Source organism: Pseudomonas sp. TE3786 (genome assembly GCF_054057335.1).
Genome location: NZ_JBSRZF010000006.1, coordinates 127960 through 150120, shown reverse-complemented (window position 1 = coordinate 150120; position 22161 = coordinate 127960). Strand labels below are relative to the sequence as shown.

The window sequence follows — 22161 nt, the reverse complement described above, 5'->3', positions numbered from 1 at the left end:
TGTTCTTTACCGCGTGCCCTGAGCTCACGCGGTAAAGAAAATCAGCCCAGCTCGCCAGAAAACTGTAGTGGCGCACACGCCAGACCTAGCGCTCCCGCATTGCCTCCGACCGCGCCTTAAGCACCGGTTTCAGCAAGTAATCCAACACACTCTTCTGCCCAGTAATAATCCCGACGTTAGCCACCATCCCCGGAATAATCAGCAACGGATGCTCATCCGTGCCTAGATGATTTTTATCCGTCCTCACCTGAATCAGATAAAAACTGTTGCCCTTGTCATCGGTCACGGTATCGGCGCTGATCAGCTCCAGCTTGGCTTTCAAGCCGCCATAGATGGTGTAGTCATACGCGGTGAATTTCACCATCGCGCTTTGCCCAGGGTGCAGGAAAGCTACGTCTTGCGGGCGGACCTTGGCTTCGATCAGCAGGTTGTCTTCCAGCGGCACCACTTCCAGCATGTCGCTGCCCGGCTGCACCACACCGCCGATGGTGTTGATCTTCAGCGTCTTGATAATTCCGTGTACCGGCGAGATCACGGTGGTGCGGGTTACGCGGTCGTCGATGGCGACGCTGGTGGCGGTGATTTTCTGCAGTTCGGTGCGTTTCTCGTTGAGCTCTTTGGAGGCGTCCGAGCGGAAGGCCAGGTCGGATTCCTGCATTTTGCTTTTGATTTCATCGATGGCCGCTTCGGCACGGGGAATGGCCAGTGAGGTGGAGTTCAGCGAACCACGGATTTCCACGGCGCTGCGCCGCAGGCGGAGGATTTCCACGGGGGAAATCGCGCCGGTGCCCACCAACGGTTCGGACATGTTCAGTTCCTGTTGCAGCAGGCCGAGGCTGGAGCGGTATTGCTCGGCCTTGGAGCGGAATTCAGCCAGCTCCTGGGTTTTCTGCCGCAGCTGTTCGTTGAGGGTGCGCTGTTCGCTTTCCAGGTGTTTTTTCCGCGAGCTGTATAGCGCCAGTTCATCGGCAGCCAACTGTGGGGCCTTTTCCAGAATGTCGGGGGAGAGCAGCATCGGCCGCCCTTCGGCCTCGGCGGACAGGCGTTCGACCCGCGTTACCAGGGCCAGGCGGTCGGCTTCGGTTTCGCCGCGGTTGGAGAGAAAACGGGTGTCGTCCAGACGCATCAGCTTGTCGCCTTTGTTCACCATCTGCCCTTCGCGCACGAAGATTTCGGTGACGATGCCGCCTTCGAGGTTCTGGATCACCTGCACCTTGCTCGAGGGGATGGCTTTGCCTTCACCGGTAGTCACTTCATCGAGCACGGCAAAGTGCGCCCAGCCGAGGGCGGTGAGCAGCAGGCCGCAAGTGACCCACAAGGTGATGCGCGACAGCCAGGGCGAGTCTTCGCGCACGGTGCCCTCGACCTCGGGCATAAACTCGGTGTCCTGCTTTTTCTGCCGCAGGCTGGAAAAGTAGCCTTTCGGGGGTTGGCTCAGGTCCATGACATTCCCGTTAAACAATAAATTCAGTTGGCAATTCGGTTGGCAATTTGTTGCGCACTCACACCGATGCCTGACCGATATGGCCTTTGCGCAGCGCGTCGATAACCGCTTCTTTCGGCCCGTCGGCCATTACCTGGCCGTTGTCGAGCACGATCAGGCGGTTGACCAGGCTGAGCATCGAGGTGCGGTGGGTGATCAGCAGCACGGTCTTGCCCTGGACCCAGGGTTGCAGCTTGGCCTTGAGGGCTTCCTCGCTGGCGTTGTCCATGGCGCTGGTGGGTTCGTCGAGGACCAGAATCGGCGGGTCCAACAGTAACGCGCGGGCCAGCAACACGGCCTGGCGTTGGCCGCCGGAAAGCAGTTGGCCGCGTTCGCCCACCGGTCGTTCGAAGCCCTGCGGGTGCTGGCGGGCCAGCTCACTGGCACCGGTCATTTCCGCCACTTCGAGCATCCGCTCATCACTGACGTAGCGAGCGCCGAGGGTGAGGTTGTCACGCAGGCTGCCGGACAGCAGCGGCAGGTCGTGGGCGACGTAGCCGATCTGGTGGCGCAGGTCGGCGACGTCGAGTTGGCGCAGGTCCAGGCCATCGAGCAACAGCTGGCCCTCCTCGGGGGTGTAGAAGCCCATGATCAGCCGCGCCAGAGTGCTTTTACCCGAGCCACTGCGGCCGATGATGCCGATGCGTTCGCCCGGCTGCATATGCAGACTGGCACCGACCAGGGCCGGGGCGTTGGCACCGGGGTAGGTGAAGCTGACTTTGTGCATATCCAGCGCGCCCTTGAGGTGGGTGCGCTCCAGCGGCCGTTGTTTGGCTTGGCGCTCCTGGGGCATGGCCATCATCGCGTCGGTGCTGCGCATGGTGATCTGCGCTTGCTGGTAGCGGGTGATCAGCCCAGCGATCTGCCCAAGCGGTGCCATTACCCGGCTGCCGAGCATGTACGAGGCCACCAGCGCGCCGACGCTGAGGTTGCCATCGATGATGCAGTACACCCCGGCGATGATCGTCGCCATGCCGGAGAACTGCTGCAGAAACAGCGTGCCGTTGGTGGCCAGGGCGGAGAGGTTGCGGGCATGGGCGTCCAGGCGGGTCATGGCACCATGAGTGGTTTCCCATTTGTGCTGGCGCTCGCTTTCGGCGCTGCAGGCCTTGAGGGTTTCCAGGCCGCTGAGGGTTTCGATCAGCAGGGCCTGGCGTTCGGCACCCAGGGCCAGGCTTTTCTGCACGGTATCGCGCAGGCGCGACTGGATGATCAGGGCAAAGCCGATGGTGATCGGAAAGGCCAGCAGCGGGATCACCACGATCCAGCCCCCGAGCAGGCCGATCACCACGATCATCAGCAGGGCGAAGGGCAGGTCGATGATGCTGGTCAGGGTCACCGCGGTGAGAAATTCGCGCAGGCCCTGGAAGTCATGAATGCTCTGGGCAAAACCGCCAATGCTGGCCGGGCGGGCGACCATGGACATGCCGGTGATGCGCTCGAACAGGGTGGCCGACAGCACCACATCGGTTTTCTTCCCGGCCACATCCAGCAGGTGCGAACGCAGCACCCGCAGCAGCAGCTCGAAGATGGTGCCCAGCAGCAAGCCGATGGACAGCACCCACAGGGTGGCGGTGGCCTGGTTGGGCACCACGCGGTCGTAGGTTTGCATCACGAACAGCGGCACCATCATGCCCAGCAGGTTGATCAGCAGGCTGGCCAGAACGGCGTCGGCGTACAGCCAGCGCGACAGTTTCAGGGTGTCGCGAAACCACGCCTCGACCCTGGGCACCAGCGGTGTGCGCAGTTCTTCCAGTTCGTGACGGGGGCGGGCGAACAGAGCCTGGCCGGCGTATTCGTTCTCCAGCTCCTCACGGCTGACCCATTGCTCGCCGCCTTCGGCTTCGCTGGGCAGGATCAGCGCCTGGTTGTTCGGCCCCCATTCACGCAGCACCGCACAGCGGCCGCCTTTGAACAGCAGCAACACTGGCAGGTTGAGGGCCGAGATGGCTTTCAGCTCGCGGCGCAGCAACCGCCCTTGCAGGCCGGCACGGGCGGCGGCGCGGGTGAGCAGGTCGGGGCTGAGGCGTTGTTCGGGCATCGGCAAGCCGGCGCTCAAACTGCCGCGACTGGCCGAGCAATTGTGCAGGTTGCAGAGGATCAACAAGCCGTCGAGCAACGGGTCGTCATGGTCTAGCCGTGGATCTCCGGAGGGTCCGGTCCTTTCCATGGTGGTCACAGTCTCACAACTCCTGATTCAGACCTTGAGAACTCGGCTGACTGTTTTTGTGAACACACCGCTGTAGAGGGGTTCAGACAATCGTCGCCGGACTTCAAACGTCGGGGCTGATACGCCCCCAGCCACGCGGGTGGCCGGGAGAAACACGATTTCGTAGGAGCGGCTCAAGCCGCGATCCCGGCAAAAGGGGATCAAGAGCATCGCGGCTGAAGCCGCTCCTACATAACCGCGTGCGTGGCACGCACGCGGTTATTTCATCGCAGGTAGTTGCGCAGTGCTCTTCACCTCGTTCAGTGCAGTGGCTTCGGCTGGCAGCACGGTGCCTTGTTTGCGCAGCAGATCGCCCATTGCCGATTGCAGGCGGTACATCGAGAACTCCTCGGTGTAGCGCACTTCGACATAGCGGCGGTTGGCGGTGAACAGCTCGTTTTCACTGTCCAGCAGATCGAGCAGGGTGCGTTGGCCAAGGCCGAACTGGTCCTGGTAGGCCATGCGTACACGTTTGGTGTAATCGGCGTAGTCGCGGGCCTTCGGCGTTTGCAGCCGGGCGTTCTGCAGGGCGTTCCAGGCCAGCGAGAGGTTTTCGTTGATCACCCGCAGGGCGTTGTTACGGATATCCATGGCCTGGTTGATCTTGTAGGCAGTGGATTGCAGGTTGGCTTTGTCGCGGCCGCCGTTGAACAGGTTGTAGGTCATCACCACACCGGCACGCCAGGAGTTGTCGTGGCCCTCTTCGCCGCCGGTGTCGTTGTTGGCATTGGCCGCCAGCTCGCCGTCAAGGCGTGGGTAGAAGGGCGATTTGGCCACTTCGTATTGTTTCTCGGCGGCGTTCACATCCGACTGCGCCGATTTCAGCAGCGGGTTGTTGTCGATCACCGTTTGCCGGGCGCTGTTGAGGTCTTCGGGCACCTGGCCCTTGATCGAGGCCGGGGTTTCCAGCTCATCGGGCATACGGCCGACGGCACTGAAGAAGTTGGCCTCGGCGTCGGCCAGGTTCACTTCTTCGGTGTACAGGTTGTTGGCGGCCAGGGCCAGACGGGCGGCGGACTGATCCGTATCGGCAGCGCTGCCGACGCCACGTTCGCTGCGCAGGCCGATCTGGTCGCCCATGCGTTGGTGGGCCTGCAGGTTGTTTTTTGCCAGCGTCACCATTTCGCGACGCTTGAGCACTTCCAGATACACCTCGATGGTGCGCAGGGCCAGGTCCTCGGCGGTGCCTTGGATGTAATAGGCACGCGAGTCGACTACCGCTTCGGTGCGGGCCACTTCATTGGGGGTGTTGAAACCGTCAAAAATCATTTGCCGCAAACGCAGCTGCGACGTGCCGTACGTCAGTTGCTCTTTGTTATGACCGGTCAGACCACGGGTAGTGGGGTTATCGGTTTCCTCACGGCCGTAACCGGCGATCGCATCGACAACCGGGAAGTAACCCCCCTTGGCAACCTTGACTTGCTCGAGGCTGGAGCGGCGGTCGTTGATGCTGGCTTGGAGCTCAGGGTGGGTGTCGATGGTGCTTTGGATGGCTTGGGACAGGGTCATGGCCTGCGCCTGAGCGCAGACCAAAGCCAGCAGCACGCTGCTCCACAAGGGGGTTAGTGCAGGCATGGGTACATCTCCAGATGTGTGTGTTGTGTTGGTTTCGCCAATAAATTGGCTTATATGCCCAGTGAACCGTTTCAGGCTTGTAACATCACAGCTAAGAACATCTTTAGAAGAAGCTAAGAAATTTTTGGCACAAGGGTTATGACGAAAAAGTCTTATGCAGAGTGTGAAAACGAGCACATTGTTTTTTCCTGAAAGCCCCGTTTTGCGGTGCCTGTGGCATCGGCGGAGCTTAAAAGAACGGTCAAATGCAGTTTTAGAGCGTCTGGAACGGGGAGAACATCTGCTGGTAGTTCGAGGCAGGCTAGGGCGATATTTTTTTGACGTCATGGCTTTTTGATGCAAGGCATCAATGCATAACTTTCAGTCGGTTTCTCGTATTCCTCAGGTTTTGAAAGGCTTTGGCCCTTTGAAATTACATGTCGACGGTCGTTGGCAGCGGTATTGAGGAAGGAATCATGGCTACGTTAATTGGTGTCGTCAGCAAGGTAATCGGCGAGGTCTATGCGGTAGCGAGCGATGGATCGCGACGCGCGCTGACTGAAGGTGATCGGGTTTACGCCGGTGAACAACTGGATACGGGCGCCACAGGCGCAGTTGCCTTGGCCCTGGCCAACGGCGGTGAACTGACCCTCGGCCGCGAAAGCAGCCTCAATCTGGATACCTCCCTTCTGGCGGGCCACAGCAGTGGCAACGACGCCACTCCGGTCGACCCGACCGCGCCGGCCACGCCCAGCGAAAAAGAACTGACCGATGTAGAAAAACTGCAGGCCGCCATCGAGGCGGGTGCCGACCCGACCCAACAAGGTGAAGCCACGGCGGCCGGTCCGGGCGCGGGTGGTGCCGGTGGAGCAGGGGGGGCCGGTGGTGGTCGCTCCTTTGTGCTGTTGACTGAAGTCGGCGGTTCGGTCAATCCGACCATTGGCTTCCCCACCGAAGGCCTGGTCCGCGGTCCCGAGTTTCCCGATCCGGAACCGCCTGCCAACAATCAGCAGGCGGCCATTGACGGTACGCCTGCGGCGGGCACTGTAGCGATCAATCTGGACGAAGACGCCGACCTGCCCGGCAGCATCGAAGGCAGTGCCTACGGTGATGACTCGCCAGCCGTACCAGCCTCCATCAGCGGCAGCCTCGGTTACAATTTCGGCCCGGACGGCCCCGGCGCTTTTTCCTGGAATGCGGTCGATCTCTCCGGCCTCAGCTCCCATGGCTTGGCACTGGTCGCGGTGATCAGCACCGATGGTCTGACCCTCACTGCCCACCAGGGCAGCACCGATGGGCCGGTGGTGTTTACCGCCACCAACACCGATCCGCTTACGGGTGCCTACAGCTTCGAACTGCAACTGCCGCTGGATCATCCAGTCGCCGGTGCCGAAGACACTCTGAATCTGAACCTCAACTACACCATCACCGATGGCAACGGCACCCCGGCCGGCGGCACTCTGGCGGTTAGCGTCAACGACGACAGCCCTGAGCTGGTGACCTTCGACGGTGAGGGCGAGGGCAATGGTGACCAGGGCCCACGGCCGTCGGCGTTCCCCCATGTGGGCGGCACCGTGCATGAAGATGCCCTGACCCATACGCCACCCAGCGAAGGCCCAAGCCTGTTCGCACTGCCGGCCCAGCCAGCGCTGAATGCGCCCTACGAGGGCAACAACGAAGACAGCGATCCGCAAGGTTCGGATACCGATCCAACCCAAACCGTTTACGCCAGCTTCGAAGCCGGCCCCGGTTCGCTGCTCAGCCTGGTGAATTTCGGTGCCGATGGCATCGGCAGCTTCGGCTTGGTCAACACCGTCACCGCCAACACCTTGATGCAGGCTCAAGGCCTGACCTCGGGCGGCGTGGCTTTGGAGTTCACCGTCACGGTTGCCGGTGATGGCAGCTACACCACCCTGACCGCCAGCGTGCCCGGCTATGACGTATTTACCCTGCAAGTGGGTGCCGACGGCAGCTTCAGCTTTACCCTGCAAGGTCCGCTCGACCACCCATTGGCCAACGGCGACGACGGCGAACTGTTGGGTGATGGCGAAGTGCTGGGCATCGACTTCACCCATCTGCTGACCGCCACCGACTTCGACGGCGATCCGGTGCAAGGCTTCGATCAGGCCAATGGCCTGTTCACCATCGATATCGAAGACGATGTGCCGACTGCCGGCAATGTCACCGCCAGCACGGTGCTGGATGAAGACGGCCTGAGCGGCGGCATCAACGGCGGCCCGGACGATGTGCCCGGCGCTGCCACCACCGTGAGTGGCAACCTCACTTACGCCGCTGGTGGCGACGGTCTGCAAAGCGTGGCCTTGAGCGGCCCGAGCACCTTGGGCAGCGAGACTGTGACCTCAGCCTGGGATGCCAGCACCAACACCCTGACCATCAGCTCGGCCCGGGGTGCCTTGGTCACTGTGGTGCTCACCGATACCGCCAGCGGGGCCTATACCGTCACCCTGCTGCAACCGCTGATGCACGAAGCGGTGGATACCGAAGACGACATTACCCTCAACGTTGGCTTCACCGTCACCGATGGCGACAAAGACCAAGCCAGCGGCACCCTGACGGTGACCATCAACGACGACAGCCCGACCATTCAGACCGCCGACCTCGGCGGCAGCTCGTTCGTTACCTACGAAGGCAGCAACGCCGGCTACAACAACAGCTACGGCTACTACATCAAAGCCGACGACGGCACCCCGGTGGATGGCAAGATCATCTGGGCCAACGTGCATAACCAGAGCGTGGGCGACACCGTCGATATCAGCAACCTCGACCCGGCGCACAGCGGTTTCTTTATCATCCCCAATGGCGCCAGCAACAACGCCGGCCTGGCCAATGGCGCGGAAGTCACCTTCAGCCAAGTGGGCGGCCTGTGGGTTGCCTCGGTGGGGGGCGTGCCGCTGGTGGGTTCCGACGGTGCCAATGTGCTGTTCAGTGATGCCACCCTCAACCCCGGTGGTTCGCACCTGGCCGACGGTTCCGGGCCTGGCAATCAGGATTGGGAAGACCTCACCAACGGCTCCGACTTCGACTATGACGACGTCAGCACCAACGTTACCTACGGTTCGACCCTGCAGTTGCAGGTTGATGAAACCCATCTGAACGTCGACGCCTCGGCCAACTTCAGCGGTGCCTTCAATGTGCAGCCCGGTGCCGACGGCCTGCAAAGCCTGACCTATGACCTGACCCTCGGCACCACCAGTACCAGCCTGGTGGACACCGCCACCGGTGAAGGCATTGAACTAAGCCTGGGTGCGGGGGGGATTGAAGGCCGCACTGTGGGTACGGGCGACCTGGTGTTTACCCTTAGCGTGGACGCCACCGGCAAAGTCACCCTCGACCAGATTCGCGCCGTGGTGCACGCCGATGGCAGCAACCCGGACGACGTCGATTACCTCGGCCTCGGTCACGTCAATCTGGTCGCCACCGCCACCGATAACGACGGCGATACCGCCACCGGCAGCCTCGACCTCGGTGGCGTGATCAGCTTCCGCGACGACGGCCCGAGCATTGTTCCCGGCACCTTCGCAGGCATTGCCCTGGTGGTCGATGAAACCACCCTGGGCCTGGATGCCACAGGCGATTTCAGCGGCGCCTTCACCAGCAGCTTCGGTGCCGATGGTGCCGGCACCCTGGTCTACAACCTCAATGTCAGCGCCGCAGGTGCCGACAGCGGCCTGGTGGACACCGCCAGTGGCGACGCGATTCTGCTGTACAAAGAGGGCAGCGAAATCGTCGGCCGCGTGGGTGGCTCAGGCGGCGACGTATCGTTCAAAGTCAGCGTGGACGCCGCTGGCGTGGTCACCCTGGATCAGCAACGCGCCCTCGAACACAGCCCCGACACCGGGCCGAACCAATCGAGCGGCAGCCTGGTGGCCAACCTGGTGCAGCTCAGCGCCACCATTACCGACAAGGACGGTGACAGCAGCACCGCCACCCTCAATATCGGTAACACCATCAGCTTCAATGACGATGCACCGGTGATCGAACCGGGCGAAGGTCGGCTGCCATTCCTGCAAGTGGATGAAACCGTCCTGGCCACTGACCACAGTGCCGATTTCAGCGGCGTGTTCAGCAGCAGTTTCGGTGCCGACGGTGCCGGGACCATTGCCTACAACCTCAACGTCAGCGCCGACGGTGCCGACAGTGGCCTGGTGGACACCGCCAGCGGCGCTGCCATTGTGCTGTTCAAAGAGGGCAACGATATCGTCGGCCGGGTCGCTGATGCCTCCGGCGCGATCTCTTTCAAAGTCACCGTCGATGCCGGCGGCACGGTCACCCTCGACCAGCAGCGCGCCATCGAACACAGCCCGGATACCGGGCCGAACCAATCCACCGGCAGCCTGGTGGCCAACCTGATTCAACTGAGTGCGACCATCACCGACAAGGATGGTGACAGCGACAGCGCCACCGTGAACATCGGTGACCACATCAGCTTCCTCGACGATGCCCCAAGCATCAGCGTGGGCGAGGGCAAAGTCGCCAGCCTGGTGGTGGATGAAAGCGATCTGGGCAGCGATGCCCATGGCAATTACAGCGGCAACTTCAGCGGCAACTACGGTGCCGACGGTGCTGGCACTACCAGTTACAGCCTGAGCGCGGCACCCGATGGCACCCTCAGCGGCCTGAAAGACACTGCCAGCGGCAGCGACATCCTGCTGTACAAAGTCGGCGACGACATCGTCGGCCGCGTGGGCGGCCCGGCAGGTGCCATTTCCTTTGTCGTTTCGGTGGATACGGCCACTGGCGAGGTCGCCCTCGATCAGCGCCTGGCCATCGTCCACAGCCCGGACACCGGCCCGGATCAGGCCACCGGCCTGGCCAGTGGCCTGGTGCAACTGACCGCTACCATCACCGATAAAGACGGTGACAGCAGCAGCGCCAACCTCGACCTGGGCAATGCCATCAGCTTCCACGACGATGCGCCGACTGCCGGGCAAACCACTGCGCCGGTGGTGCTCGACGATGAGGGCCTGCTGGGCGGTATCAATGGCGGCCCGGGTGACATTCCGGGGGCTGCCACCAGCACCTCCGGCAGCCTGAACTTCGCAGCGGGTGCCGATGGCCTGAAAAGCATTGTCTTGAGTGGTCCGACCACTTTGGGCAGCGAAACCGTGACCTCGGCCTGGGATGCCGGCAGCAACACCCTGACCATTAGCTCCGCCCGTGGCGCACTGCTGACCGTGACTCTTACCGATACGGCCACTGGCGCGTATACGGTGAACTTGCTGCAACCGCTGATGCACCCGGATACCAGCAGCGAAGACAATATCCTGCTGAACCTGGACTACACCGTCACCGACAAGGATGACGACACCGCCACCGGCTCGCTGACGGTGAATATCGACGACGACAGTCCGACCATTCAGGCGGCCGACCTGGGTGGCAATTCCTTTGTCACCTTCGAGGGCAGCAGTGCCGGTTACAACAACAGCTATGGCTACTACACCAAGGCCGCCGATGGCACGCCGGTGGACGGCAAGATCATCTGGGCCAACGTGCACAATCAAAGTGCCGGCGACACCTCCGACCTCGGCAGTCTGGACCCGGCCCACACTGGCTTCTTTATCATCCCCAATGGCGCCAGCAACAACCCTGGCCTGGTCGACGGTGCCAGCGTCACCTTCAGCCTGGTGGGCGGGGCCTGGGTTGCGTCGGTTGGCGGCACGCCGCTGACCGGTTCGGATGGTGCCAGCGTGCTGTTCAACGATGCCACCCTCAACCCTGGCGGCTCACACCTGCAAGACAACGGCAGTGCCGGCAACCAGAACTGGGAAGACCTCACCCTGGGGTCTGACTATGACTACAACGATGTGGCCACCAACGTCACCTGGGGTTCGTCGGTGCAATTGCAGGTGGATGAAAGTGATTTCAGCACCAATGCCAGCGCCAACTTCAGCGGTACCTTCAATGTGCAGGCCGGTGCCGATGGCCTGGCCAGCCAGAGTTATGCGCTGAACGTCACCGGCTCCGACTCCGGGCTGGTGGATACCGCCACCGGCTCGAACATTCTGTTGTTCAAAGAGGGCAACGCGATTGTCGGCCGCGTCGCTGGCGCCGCTGGTGATGTGTCCTTCACCGTTACGGTCGATGCCAGCGGTACGGTCACCCTCGATCAACTGCGCAGCATTGTGCATCCGACCCTGGACCCCGACGAAGCGGCGTACCTGGGCTCCGGGCACATCAGCCTGGGCTCGACGGTGGTTGATGGCGACGGCGACAGCGCCACGGCGTCGGTCGATATCGGCAAGGTCATCAGCTTCAGAGACGACGGTCCCAGCGTGGGTAGCAATGGCCTGGTTCTGCTCGACGACGACGCTCTGGCCAACGGCATTGCTGGCGGTGTGAACGACGATGTCGACGCCTCGAATGCCAGCGGCACGCTGGCGCATAACTACGGCGCTGATGGCTCCGGCTCGATCCAGTGGCTGACCACTGGCGCGCCCAGCGGCTTCAGCTATGAAACATCCGGCACCAGCCTGTTGGTGAAACAGGGCGGCAGCACCGTGCTGACTGTGTCGCTGAATAGCAGCACCGGCGCTTACAACGTGGTGCAGAACGCACCGATCGATCACGCCAATGCCGACAACGAAAACAACCAGGCTTTTACCTTCAACTACCAGGTCATCGACAAGGACGGTGACAAGGCCAATGGCACCCTGCAACTGAACGTCGATGACGACACCCCGCATGCGCAGAACGATGTGGCCTCGGTGCAGGTGTCGCAGCAGCAGAACTTCAACACCGTGTTTGTGCTGGACTTCAGCGGCAGCATCGACAACACCGAGCTGAACCAGATGCTGGTGGCGGTGAAGGCTGCTGCTCAAGCGCTGTTTGCCGGCACCAGCGGTGATGTGCATGCGCAGATCGTGGTGTTCTCTGACGGTGCGGCGTCCTACCCGACCTTCGACAATTACGCCGCCTTCGCGGCCAAGATCGATGCCATCAACCCGGCCACCGGCGGCACTCGGCCGTTCGATGGCAGCACCGACTTCACCGATGCGGTGCACAAGGTGGTTACCGACTTCACGCCGATTCCCGGCGCGAGCAACCAGGTGTTCTTTATCAGTGACGGCAACCCCAACCAGAACACCGGCAGTGGCGGCAATTCGCTGAGCGATGCGGGTGTCATCGAGTGGAATAACTTCGTTGATAACAACCATATCAACGTCACCACCATCGGTATCGGCGACGGCATCGATAACAGCCATCTGCAGCAAGTGGACCTGGACGGCAGCGGCTCTCCGATACTGGTCAGCGGCTTCGACACCCTGATCGATACCCTGGTCGACCAGATCATCGGCGGCTTCGTTAACGGTAACGTGTTGCATGGCAGCGACGGTGTGGCCGGCACCACGGACGACGATGGTTATGGTGCTGATGGCCCAGGCCATATCCAGTCGATTCAGGTGGGCGGCGTCACCTATGTCTGGGACGGCGTAAACACCATCGACCCAAGCAGCGGGGCGAATATCGCCGGCAGCCAACTGACCAATGTCAGCACCCCGGCTGGCGGCACCTTCTCGTTCAACTTCGCCACGGGTGCCTGGAGCTACAGCGCACCTGATTCGGTGAGCGGCGACAAGGTGGAAACCTTTGCCTACACCATTGTCGATCACGACGGCGACCCATCCTCGGCCACCCTCACGGTGTACGTGGAAGACACCTCGCCAGTGGTGGCCACCGTCGATGAGGACGAACTGGCAAACGGCATCACCGATGGCGATGCCTTCACCACCATTGCCACTGGCAGCGTCAGCGACCTCAGTGCCGCCGGCAGCGGCGCGCAGTTCAGCCTGAGCAGCAACACCAGCGGCCTGGCTTCGGCCACCTCCCATGGGGTGGCGCTGGTCTACAGCGTGTCCGCCAATACCCTGATCGCCACTGCCGGCCCGACTGGTCCGCAGGTGTTCACCCTGCAGGTGCAGAGCAACGGGGACTACACCTTTACTCTCAAAGGCCCGCTGGACCACCCCGTTGGCAATGGCGATGACAACGAACTGCTGACCCTCAATTTCGCCAGCATTCTGCAGGCCACCAACGGCGTTAACCCGCTGACCCTGGCCGGCAGCTTCCTGGTCAATATCGAAGACGACGTGCCCACCATCAGCGCCGGCAACGCCACCGCCGCCTCGCTGCAAGTGGATGAAAGCAACCTGCTGGTCAACGCCAGCCACAACTTCGCCGGCGCGTTTACCGGCCTGTATGGTGGCGACGCTGCGGGTTCCACCACCTACAGCCTGAATGTCAGCAGCGCAGGGGTTAACAGTGGCCTGAAAGACAGCGCCACCGGCAACGACATCCTGCTGTACAAAATCGGCAACGACGTGGTCGGCAAATACGGCGGGGTAGGCGGTACCACGGTGTTCACCGTGGCGGTGGATGCCAGTGGCCAGGTGACCCTGGATCAGCTCCGCTCGATTGCCCACACCCCGGATACCGGTGTCGATCAGGCCGCTACCCTCAGTGCAGCCAACCTGGTGCAACTGACGGCGACCATCACCGACTATGACGGTGACCACAGCAGCGCCACCCTCAACCTGGGCAACGCCATCAGCTTCAAAGATGACGGCCCCAGCGTGGGCAGCAACGACACCGTGCTGCTCGACGACGATGCACTGCCCAATGGCAATGCCAGCGGTATTGGCGATGACGATGACTCGGTGAATGCCACTGGCACCCTGGCCCACGGCTATGGTGCCGATGGTGCCGGCTCGATCCAGTGGCTGACCACCGGTGCACCAGCCGGTTTCACCTACGAGACCGCCCCGAGTGGCGCGCTGCTGATCAAACAGGGCGGCATTACCGTGGTCACTGTGACGGTGAATAGCACCAGTGGTGCCTATAGCGTGGTGCAGAACGCGCCAATCGACCATGCCACTGCCAACGCCGAAAACAACCAGCCGTTCACCCTGAACTATCAGGTGAGCGACAAGGATGGCGACAAAGCCACCGGCACCCTGAACATCAATGTCGATGACGACACCCCACTGGCCAAGGGCGACCAGGCCTATGTGCAGGTGGCGCAAGGGCAGAACTTCAACACCGTGTTTGTGCTGGACTTCAGCGGCAGCATCGACAACACCGAGCTGAACCAGATGCTGGTGGCGGTGAAGGCTGCTGCTCAAGCGCTGTTTGCCGGCACCAGCGGTGATGTGCATGCGCAGATCGTGGTGTTCTCTGACGGTGCGGCGTCCTACCCGACCTTCGACAATTACGCCGCCTTCGCGGCCAAGATCGATGCCATCAACCCAGCCACCGGCGGCACTCGGCCGTTCGATGGCAGCACCGACTTCACCGATGCGGTGCACAAGGTGGTTACCGACTTCACGCCGATTCCCGGCGCGAGCAACCAGGTGTTCTTTATCAGTGATGGCAACCCCAACCAGAACACCGGCAGCGGCGGCAATTCGCTGAGCGATGCGGGTGCCATCGAGTGGAACAACTTCGTTGATAACAACCATATCAACGTCACCACCATCGGTATCGGCGACGGCATCGATAACAGCCATCTGCAGCAGGTGGACCTGGACGGCAGCGGCTCTCCGATTCTGGTCAGCGGCTTCGATACCCTGATCGACACCCTGGTGGCGCAAGTCACCGGTGGCTTCGTCAATGGCAACGTACTGCTCGGCAATAACAACGCTGTGGGCGGTGGCGATGACGACGGCTATGGTGCCGACGGTCCGGGCCATATCCAGTCGATCCAGATCAATGGCGTGACCTATGTCTGGGATGGGATCAACACCATCGATCCATCGGGCCCCGGGGCCAACATTGCCGGCAACAGCCTGAGCAATATCGCCACGGCCGAAGGCGGCAAACTGTCGTTCAACTTCAGCACCGGTGCCTGGAGCTACACCGCACCAGCCTCGGTCACGGGCGACAAGGTGGAAACCTTCCAGTACAGCATCATCGACCATGACGGCGACCCATCCTCGGCGACTCTGACGGTTTACGTCGAAGACGCCGGCCCGGTAATCGCCCGTGTCGACGAAGACGAGCTGGCAACCGGTATCACCGATGGCGACGGCGTCAACACCATTGCCACCGGCAGCGTTGGCGATCTGGTGGCAGGCCCTGGCACTGCCCAGTTCAGCCTGCTGAGCAACACCAGCGGCCTGCCGGCAGCAACCTCCCACGGTATTGCCCTGGTGTACAGCGTGTCGGGCGACACCCTGACCGCCAAAGCCGGTGCCAGTGGCCCGCAGGTATTCACCCTGCAGGTCGCCAGTAACGGCGATTACACCTTCACCCTCAAAGGTCCGCTGGATCACCCGGTCGGCAATGGCGATGACAACGAAATCCTCAGCCTGAACTTTGCCAGCATCCTCAAGGCCGTGGACGGCAGCAGCAATCCGATGAGCCTGGCCGGTGGCTTCCTGGTGCAGATCGAAGACGATGTGCCGGTGGTCGGTCTGGCCACTGCGCCCGCGCCAACCCTGCAAGTGGACGAAAGCAGCCTGGCCACTAACTTCACCAGCAACTTCGCCAGCGCCTTTACCGGCAGCTACGGCGCCGACGGTGCAGGCAGCACCAGCTACAGCCTGAACGTCAGCGCCGCCGGGGTGAGCAGCGGCCTGAAAGACACCGCCACTGGCAGCGACATCCTGCTGTACAAAGTCGGCAACGACATTGTTGGCCGGGTGGGCAGCTCCGGCCCCACTTCCTTTGTGGTGTCGGTGAATGCCGCAGGCGATGTGACCCTCGACCAGCAACGGGCGATTGTGCACAACCCGGATAGCGGTCCTGATCAGGTAGCAGGCCTGGGCTCCGCCAACCTGATTCAACTGACCGCCAGCAGAACCGACTACGACGGTGACAGCAGCAGCGCCATTCTGAACCTGGGCAACGCCATCAGCTTCCGCGATGACGCGCCGAGCATCAGTCTCAGTGGTGCTTCCCTGGCCACCTTGCAGGTGGACGAAACCAACCTGGCCAGCAATGCCGCCGGCAGTTTTGCCAGTGCCTTCACGCCAGCAGGTGGTGCCGACGGCATCGCCAGCACCAGCTACAGCCTGAACGTCAGTGCCGCGGGTGTGGACAGCGGCGTGGATGATTCGGCCACTGGGCAGAGTGTGCTGCTTAACAACGAGAGTGGGGTGATTGTCGGCCGCACCGCGATCAGCAATGAAGTGGTGTTTAGCGTCTCGGTGAACAGCAGCGGGGTAGTGACCCTCGATCAGCTGCGCTCGATTATCCATAGCCCGGATACCGGGCCGGATCAGTTCACCGGCCTGGGTGCCGCCAACCTGATTCAACTGAGCGCCACGGTTACCGACAAGGACGGCGACACCGCCACTTCCACCCTGAACCTGGGCGGTGCGATCAGCTTCCGTGACGATGCCCCGAGTATCAGTGCCGGTTCGGCGGCGGCAGACTCCCTGCAAGTGGATGAAAGCAACCTGCTGGGTAACGCCACGGTGAACTTCGCCAGCTCCTTCACCACAGTCGGTGGTGCTGATGGCGTGGCTTCCACCAGCTACAGCCTGAAGGTCAGCGCGGCGGGTGTGGACAGTGGTCTGGATGATTCGGCCACCGGCCAGAACGTACTGCTCAGCGTCGAGAGTGGGGTGATTGTCGGCCGCACCGCCAGCAGCAATGAGCTGGTGTTCAGTGTGTCGGTGGACAGCACGACCGGTGCCGTTACCCTGGACCAGGTGCGCTCGATCCTGCACACCCCCAACACCGGGGTGGATCAGGAAGTCAGCCTGAGTGCTGCCAACCTGGTGCAGCTGGTGGCCACCGTCGTCGACAAGGACGGCGACACCGCCACTGCCAACCTCAACCTCGGCAGCGCCATCAGCTTTAAAGATGACGGCCCGAGCATCACCCTGAGCAACGCCACGCCGGTGACCCTGCAGGTCGATGAAACCAACCTGGCCGTTGATGCCCAGGGCAACTTCTCCGGTGCCTTTACCGTGTCGGGCGGTGCCGATGGCCTGGGTTCCACCACCTACAGCCTGAATGTCAGCTCCGCAGGCGTGGCCAGCGGCCTGAAAGACAGTGCTACCGGCAGCGATATCCTGCTGTACAAGGTCGGTAACGACGTGGTTGGTCGCGTGGGTGCCACCACGGTGTTTACCGTAGGCGTCGACACCATCACCGGCCAGGTCAGCCTCGACCAGGCCCGTGCCATCCTGCACCTGCCCAATTCCGGGCCGGATCAGGTCGCCACGCTGGGTGCCGCCAATCTGCTGCAACTGGTAGCCACCGTGGTCGATAAAGACGGCGACTCGGCCAGCACCTCGCTGAACCTGGGCAATGCCATCAGCTTCCGCGACGATGCCCCGACAGCGGCCAACATCACCCAATCCGGCCAGGCTTCCACCAGCCTGAACACCAACCTGATGATCGTCCTGGATATCTCCGGCAGCATGGACAGCGGTGCCGGGGTGGGCAGCATGAGCCGCCTGGACGTGGCGAAAAATGCCCTGCTGGAGCTGTTCGAACAGTACGACGCGCTGGGCGATGTGAAGGTCAGTGTGGTGACCTTCTCCACCACGGCCGCGGCGCAGGAAGTCTGGGTATCGATTGCCGATGCCAAGGCGGCGATTCTGAGCCTGAACACTGCCGACACCACCAACTACGATGCGGCGCTGATCCAGGCGATCAACACCTACGGCCAGGCCGGGAAAATTGCCACAGGCAATGTGCAAAACGTGGCGTACTTCCTCTCCGACGGTGAGCCTAACGAGCCGAATGGTGATGCCGGGATTTCCAACGTCGCGGGTTCCGCCGGGGCAGGTTGGCCAGGCGGCGGCACCCTGTCGGAAGAGCAGGCGTGGATCAACTTCCTCACCGCCAACAACGTGCGCGCCTACGCCCTGGGCATGGGCAGCGGCAGCACCGAGTCGGCGCTGCACCCGATTGCCTACGACGGCACCACTGGCACCAATACCACTGGATCGGTGGTCACCGACCTGAATAACCTCAGCTCGGTACTGGTCAGCACGGCGCAGGCTTCGCCGCTGCTGGGCACGCTCACCACCGGCGGCAGCTTCGGTGCCGATGGCGGCTTTGTGCGCACGCTGACGGTGGATGGCAAAACCTTCACCTACGACAAAACCACCAACAGCGTGACCACCAGCGGCTCGGGGACTACCACCAGCAGTTATTCCGCCGGCATCCTCACCCTGGGTCTGTCCTCGGGCGGCAGCCTGGCGGTCAACGTGGCCACCGGCGGTTACTCGTTCACCCCGCCCAGCGCGGTGAGCACGGCGATTGCCGCGACCATTCTGTTCACCCTGATGGACCTGGACGGCGACAGCAGTGCCCAAGCCGCCCTGAATATCGGCATCAGCGCCAGCCAGGCGCCGATGGTGGTGCGCGATGATCTGGTGCTGAGCAACGTTGCCGCACAGAGCGGTGCCGATCAGATCCTGATCCCCACCTGGGCGCTGTTGGCCAACGACACCGGGCCAAGCCACAACCTGCTATCCACCATCGCCGCCAATGGCGCAGTGGACGGTCTGGTTACCCACGGCAGCACGAACATCACCTTCACTGAGGAGAGCAGCAGCGCTACCGACGGCGGCGGCTTCACCTACACCGCCTCGCTGGACCACGCCACCGCACTGGATACCGCGGCGGTCAGCGTGGTGCGCGATGCGGGCGACAGCACCCTGACCGGCACCTTCCGCGATGAGATTCTGCTCGGTCGCGATGGCTCGGCAGATACCCTCAACGGCGGGGATGGCAATGACATCCTGATTGGCCTGGGCGGCAACGACACCCTCAATGGCGGGGATGGCAACGACATCCTTGCCGGTGGTTTGGGCAATGACGCGCTTAACGGCGGCAATGGCGTCGACACCGCCAGCTACATCGACGCCAACTCGGCGGTGATCGTCAACCTTACTGCGGGTACCTCCAGCGGCGGCGGTGGCTCTGACACCTTCAACAACATCGAGAACCTGATCGGCTCGGACTACAACGACACCCTGACCGGGAGCAGCGTCAGCAACTACCTGTATGGCGGTGCTGGCAATGACACCATCAGCGGTGCCGGTGGCGATGACTTCCTGGTGGGAGGCTTGGGCAATGACACCCTGAGTGGTGGCAATGGCCATGACACCTTCATCTGGGAAAAAGGCGGGCTGGGCGGTACCGACACCATTAGCGACTTCACCCTTACCGGAGCCAACTCGGATGTGCTGGATCTGTCGCAACTGCTCTCCGGAGTGGCGCAGACCGGCGCGGCACTGGATGACTACCTGAGCTTCAACTTTGGTAGCACCACCACCGTCAATATCGCAACCACGCCCGGCGGCGGGGTTGCGCAGAGTGTGGTGTTGACCGGGGTGGATCTGGCGGGGGCCTATGGTGGGCCGGATGCGGCGACGGTGATCAATGGCATGCTCAGTGACCATACGTTGAAGACTGATACCGTTTAAATCGATTGTTCCTGACTTGGCCCGCCTTATGGCGGGCTTTTTTTTCTGGGTGTACGGCATCGAGCGGCTGCGCGTCGGCATTGCACTGGTCTGGCTTGCTCTCGATCTGTGTGGGAACGGCCGGCCGGCGTTCCGTTTTAGCCGTGAGCTTTTAAAAGATCAAAAGCTCGCGGCTAAAGCCCCTCCCGCAAGAGTTCTGTTCGGCCGTGAAATCACCATTTGCAGGAGTCGAGGCTAAACCGGAGCGCCGGCCGGCGCTCCCACAAACAACCCGGTCCCCGCGGGAGAGGCTTTAGCCTCGATCTTTTGATCTTGCTGTAGCTGTTGATCTACCCGCCCCATTAGCGCAGGCCGAGTGGAGTCGTTGCGCAGCGGAGACCCAAGGTTGGGGCAAGCGCTTTGGTTACTTTGCCGTGGCCGGCATTCCGGAGACTGGCCAAGTGACTCGCGCCTAAGGCGCGAAACCAAACGCCCAGCGCACGCGGTAAAGAAGAACTCCACCGTTCGCCAAGCGCTGAATTCCAAAGAGTTGGCCCGCCCAAAATGCGGGCCCTAACTCAGGCCCAGGGTGCCGGCGCCCCGATCAACCGCCCCATGGCCCCCTTGATCCCCAATTCCTTAAGCGCCAGCAACTCGCCCTCGGTCTCCACCATCTCCGCAATCAACGGCAAATCTATGCTGTTAGTCGCGCGGAACATTGCCTCGATAAACATGCGCTTATCGCTTTCCTGATCAATGGCCCGGATATAGGTGCCATCCACCTTCAGATACGCCAAGCCCAGGTGCGTCAGGTTGCCGATCAGGCTGAACCGTCCACCGAAGTGCTGCAGGCCCAGGTTGTAGCCGGCCGTATGCACGGCCTGGCTCAGGCGCTCCAGTTCGGCCGGTGGCGGCAGGTGGCGTTCGTCCACTTCCAGGGTCATCAGCGCCGCATGCTGGGGATTTTCCTTGAGCAGCGCGATCAATTGCGCCTGGGCATCGGCCTCACGCAGGGTGGCGGCCGACAGGCTCAGGGCAATCGGTTGCTGGTGTGCGGCCAAGTGGGCGAGGGCATGTTTGAGCATCGCCAGGTCGAAGCGCGCGGTCCAGCCCAGGCGTTCGATCCAGGGCAGGAAGCGTCCGGCGGCGATGGCTTCGCCTTGCGGGTCGATCAAGCGCGCCAGCACCTTATGGTGCAGCACGGCACGGCTGTCGGCGCAGTCCACTACCGGTTGGAAATACAGTTCGAGTTTGCCTCTGTTCAGCGCTTCGTCGATCCAGCCGCGCCAGTCGTTGAGGCTTTGGCTCGGTGCGGCGTTGAAGTCGTCGAGGCGTTCCCAGAATCTGGCGCTGTTGCTTTGCGCCTGGGCCAGGGCCTGGTCGCCACGGTTGATCACGCTGACCACTTCCTCGCCTGGACGGAACGCGGCAATGCCCAGGTGCGCGACTGGCGTGCAATCGCTGGCACCGGTCTGGCGCAAGCTTTCCAGGCTATCGCTCAGTTGCAGGGCGAGGCGGTCGGCGTCTTCGCCGGAGAGTCCGGGGGCGAGCAGGGTGAACTCGCCGCCGCGGCTACGCGAGGCTAGCCAGTCACTGCGCTCGGGGTTTTCGAGCAGGCGTTTGAGTAAGTCGCCGATAGCGCTGATCAGGGCGTCGGTACGTTGTCCGCCGAGACGTTTGTTGAGGCCGCCCAGGTCGTTGACCCGCAGCATGATCAGGTAACCCTCGGTGTTCTGTTCCTGGGTGCTCAGCTGGTTGGCCAGGTTGATATCGAACAGGCGGCGGTTGGCCAGGCCTGTGAGGGTGTCCTGGTACGCCTCTTCGCGAAGTTTTTCGCTGCGTGCGGCTTCCTCGGCAAACAGGGCTTTGAGTTTCTCCACCATCTGGTTCATCGCCAGCACCACCCGTTTGAGTTCCGGGGTGCGGGGTACGCGGGGCAGGGTGAAGAACTCGCGGCGGCTGATGGCGTGGGCTTGTTGCACCATATTGTCGAGCGGCTTGAGTTGGGTGCGCAGTAGCCAGCCGCCGAGGATCGAGCTGACCAGCCCGCACAGCAGCAGCCAGGCCGCGCTGCCGATGGCGCTGTCCCAGAGTTTGGCCAGGGCGAATTGCGGATGGCTGAGCACTTCCACGCGGGCGGCCTGGTCCCAGCCGCGCATGATCATGGCGTCGCCGCCTTCGGGTTGCAGGTCGATCAGTTTGACGAACCAGGCCGGCACATTGTCGGTGGTGGTTGTGGTGCGCCGCTCCACCATGGTTTCGCCGTTATCCACGCGCACCACACGGATGGTGGCGTAGTAGCCGCTGTCGAACACCGAACTGACCATCAGCTCGATCATTGCCGGGTCGTCGATATGCGGGGTCATCGACAGCGCGAGTGCAGTGGCGGCGTCCTGGGCATGGGAGCGTAACTGGCTGAGCAACTGCTCGCGCGAGCTTTCCACGCTGGCGATAAAACTGCCGGTAAAGGCCACCACCAGAAACAGGCAGATGGCGAGAAACAGCTGCTTGAGTAACGACATAAGGTT

The 22161-nt window shown here is 62.2% G+C and carries 5 protein-coding genes; 1 reads left to right on the top strand and 4 read right to left on the bottom strand.

Going from position 1 to position 22161, the window contains the following annotated elements; translation table 11 throughout:
* Window positions 1-85 precede the first annotated feature (85 nt).
* From ACVW0Y_RS09400 to ACVW0Y_RS09390, 3 genes are all read right to left on the bottom strand, one after another.
* Window positions 86-1444: an HlyD family type I secretion periplasmic adaptor subunit gene (locus ACVW0Y_RS09400; protein WP_457437757.1), complete on the bottom strand. Its 1359-nt coding sequence runs from the start codon at window positions 1442-1444 to the stop codon at window positions 86-88.
* A 58-nt stretch (window positions 1445-1502) separates the two neighbouring features.
* Window positions 1503-3653, bottom strand: coding sequence for a type I secretion system permease/ATPase (locus tag ACVW0Y_RS09395; RefSeq protein ID WP_457437755.1), 2151 nt, complete (start codon window positions 3651-3653; stop codon window positions 1503-1505).
* A gap of 258 nt (window positions 3654-3911) precedes the next feature.
* Window positions 3912-5267, bottom strand: a complete 1356-nt coding sequence (locus tag ACVW0Y_RS09390) for a TolC family outer membrane protein (protein WP_457437753.1) — start codon at window positions 5265-5267, stop codon at window positions 3912-3914.
* 455 nt (window positions 5268-5722) lie between these two features.
* Between ACVW0Y_RS09390 and ACVW0Y_RS09385 the strand changes: the two genes are divergently transcribed.
* Window positions 5723-19654, top strand: coding sequence for a retention module-containing protein (locus ACVW0Y_RS09385; RefSeq protein ID WP_457437752.1), 13932 nt, complete (start codon window positions 5723-5725; stop codon window positions 19652-19654).
* A gap of 557 nt (window positions 19655-20211) precedes the next feature.
* Here the strand turns inward: ACVW0Y_RS09385 and lapD are convergent.
* Window positions 20212-22155, bottom strand: a complete 1944-nt coding sequence (gene lapD / locus ACVW0Y_RS09380; protein WP_457437750.1) for a cyclic di-GMP receptor LapD — start codon at window positions 22153-22155, stop codon at window positions 20212-20214.
* Between the last annotated feature and the right edge of the window lie 6 nt (window positions 22156-22161).

Excerpts from the sequence above, each read along its gene's own strand:
- ACVW0Y_RS09400 (WP_457437757.1), bottom strand. The coding sequence starts at position 1,444 with ATGGACCTGAGCCAACCCCCGAAAGGCTACTTTTCCAGCCTGCGGCAG.
- ACVW0Y_RS09395 (WP_457437755.1), bottom strand. The coding sequence starts at position 3,653 with ATGGAAAGGACCGGACCCTCCGGAGATCCACGGCTAGACCATGACGAC.
- ACVW0Y_RS09390 (WP_457437753.1), bottom strand. The coding sequence starts at position 5,267 with ATGCCTGCACTAACCCCCTTGTGGAGCAGCGTGCTGCTGGCTTTGGTC.
- ACVW0Y_RS09385 (WP_457437752.1), top strand. The coding sequence starts at position 5,723 with ATGGCTACGTTAATTGGTGTCGTCAGCAAGGTAATCGGCGAGGTCTAT.
- lapD (WP_457437750.1), bottom strand. The coding sequence starts at position 22,155 with ATGTCGTTACTCAAGCAGCTGTTTCTCGCCATCTGCCTGTTTCTGGTG.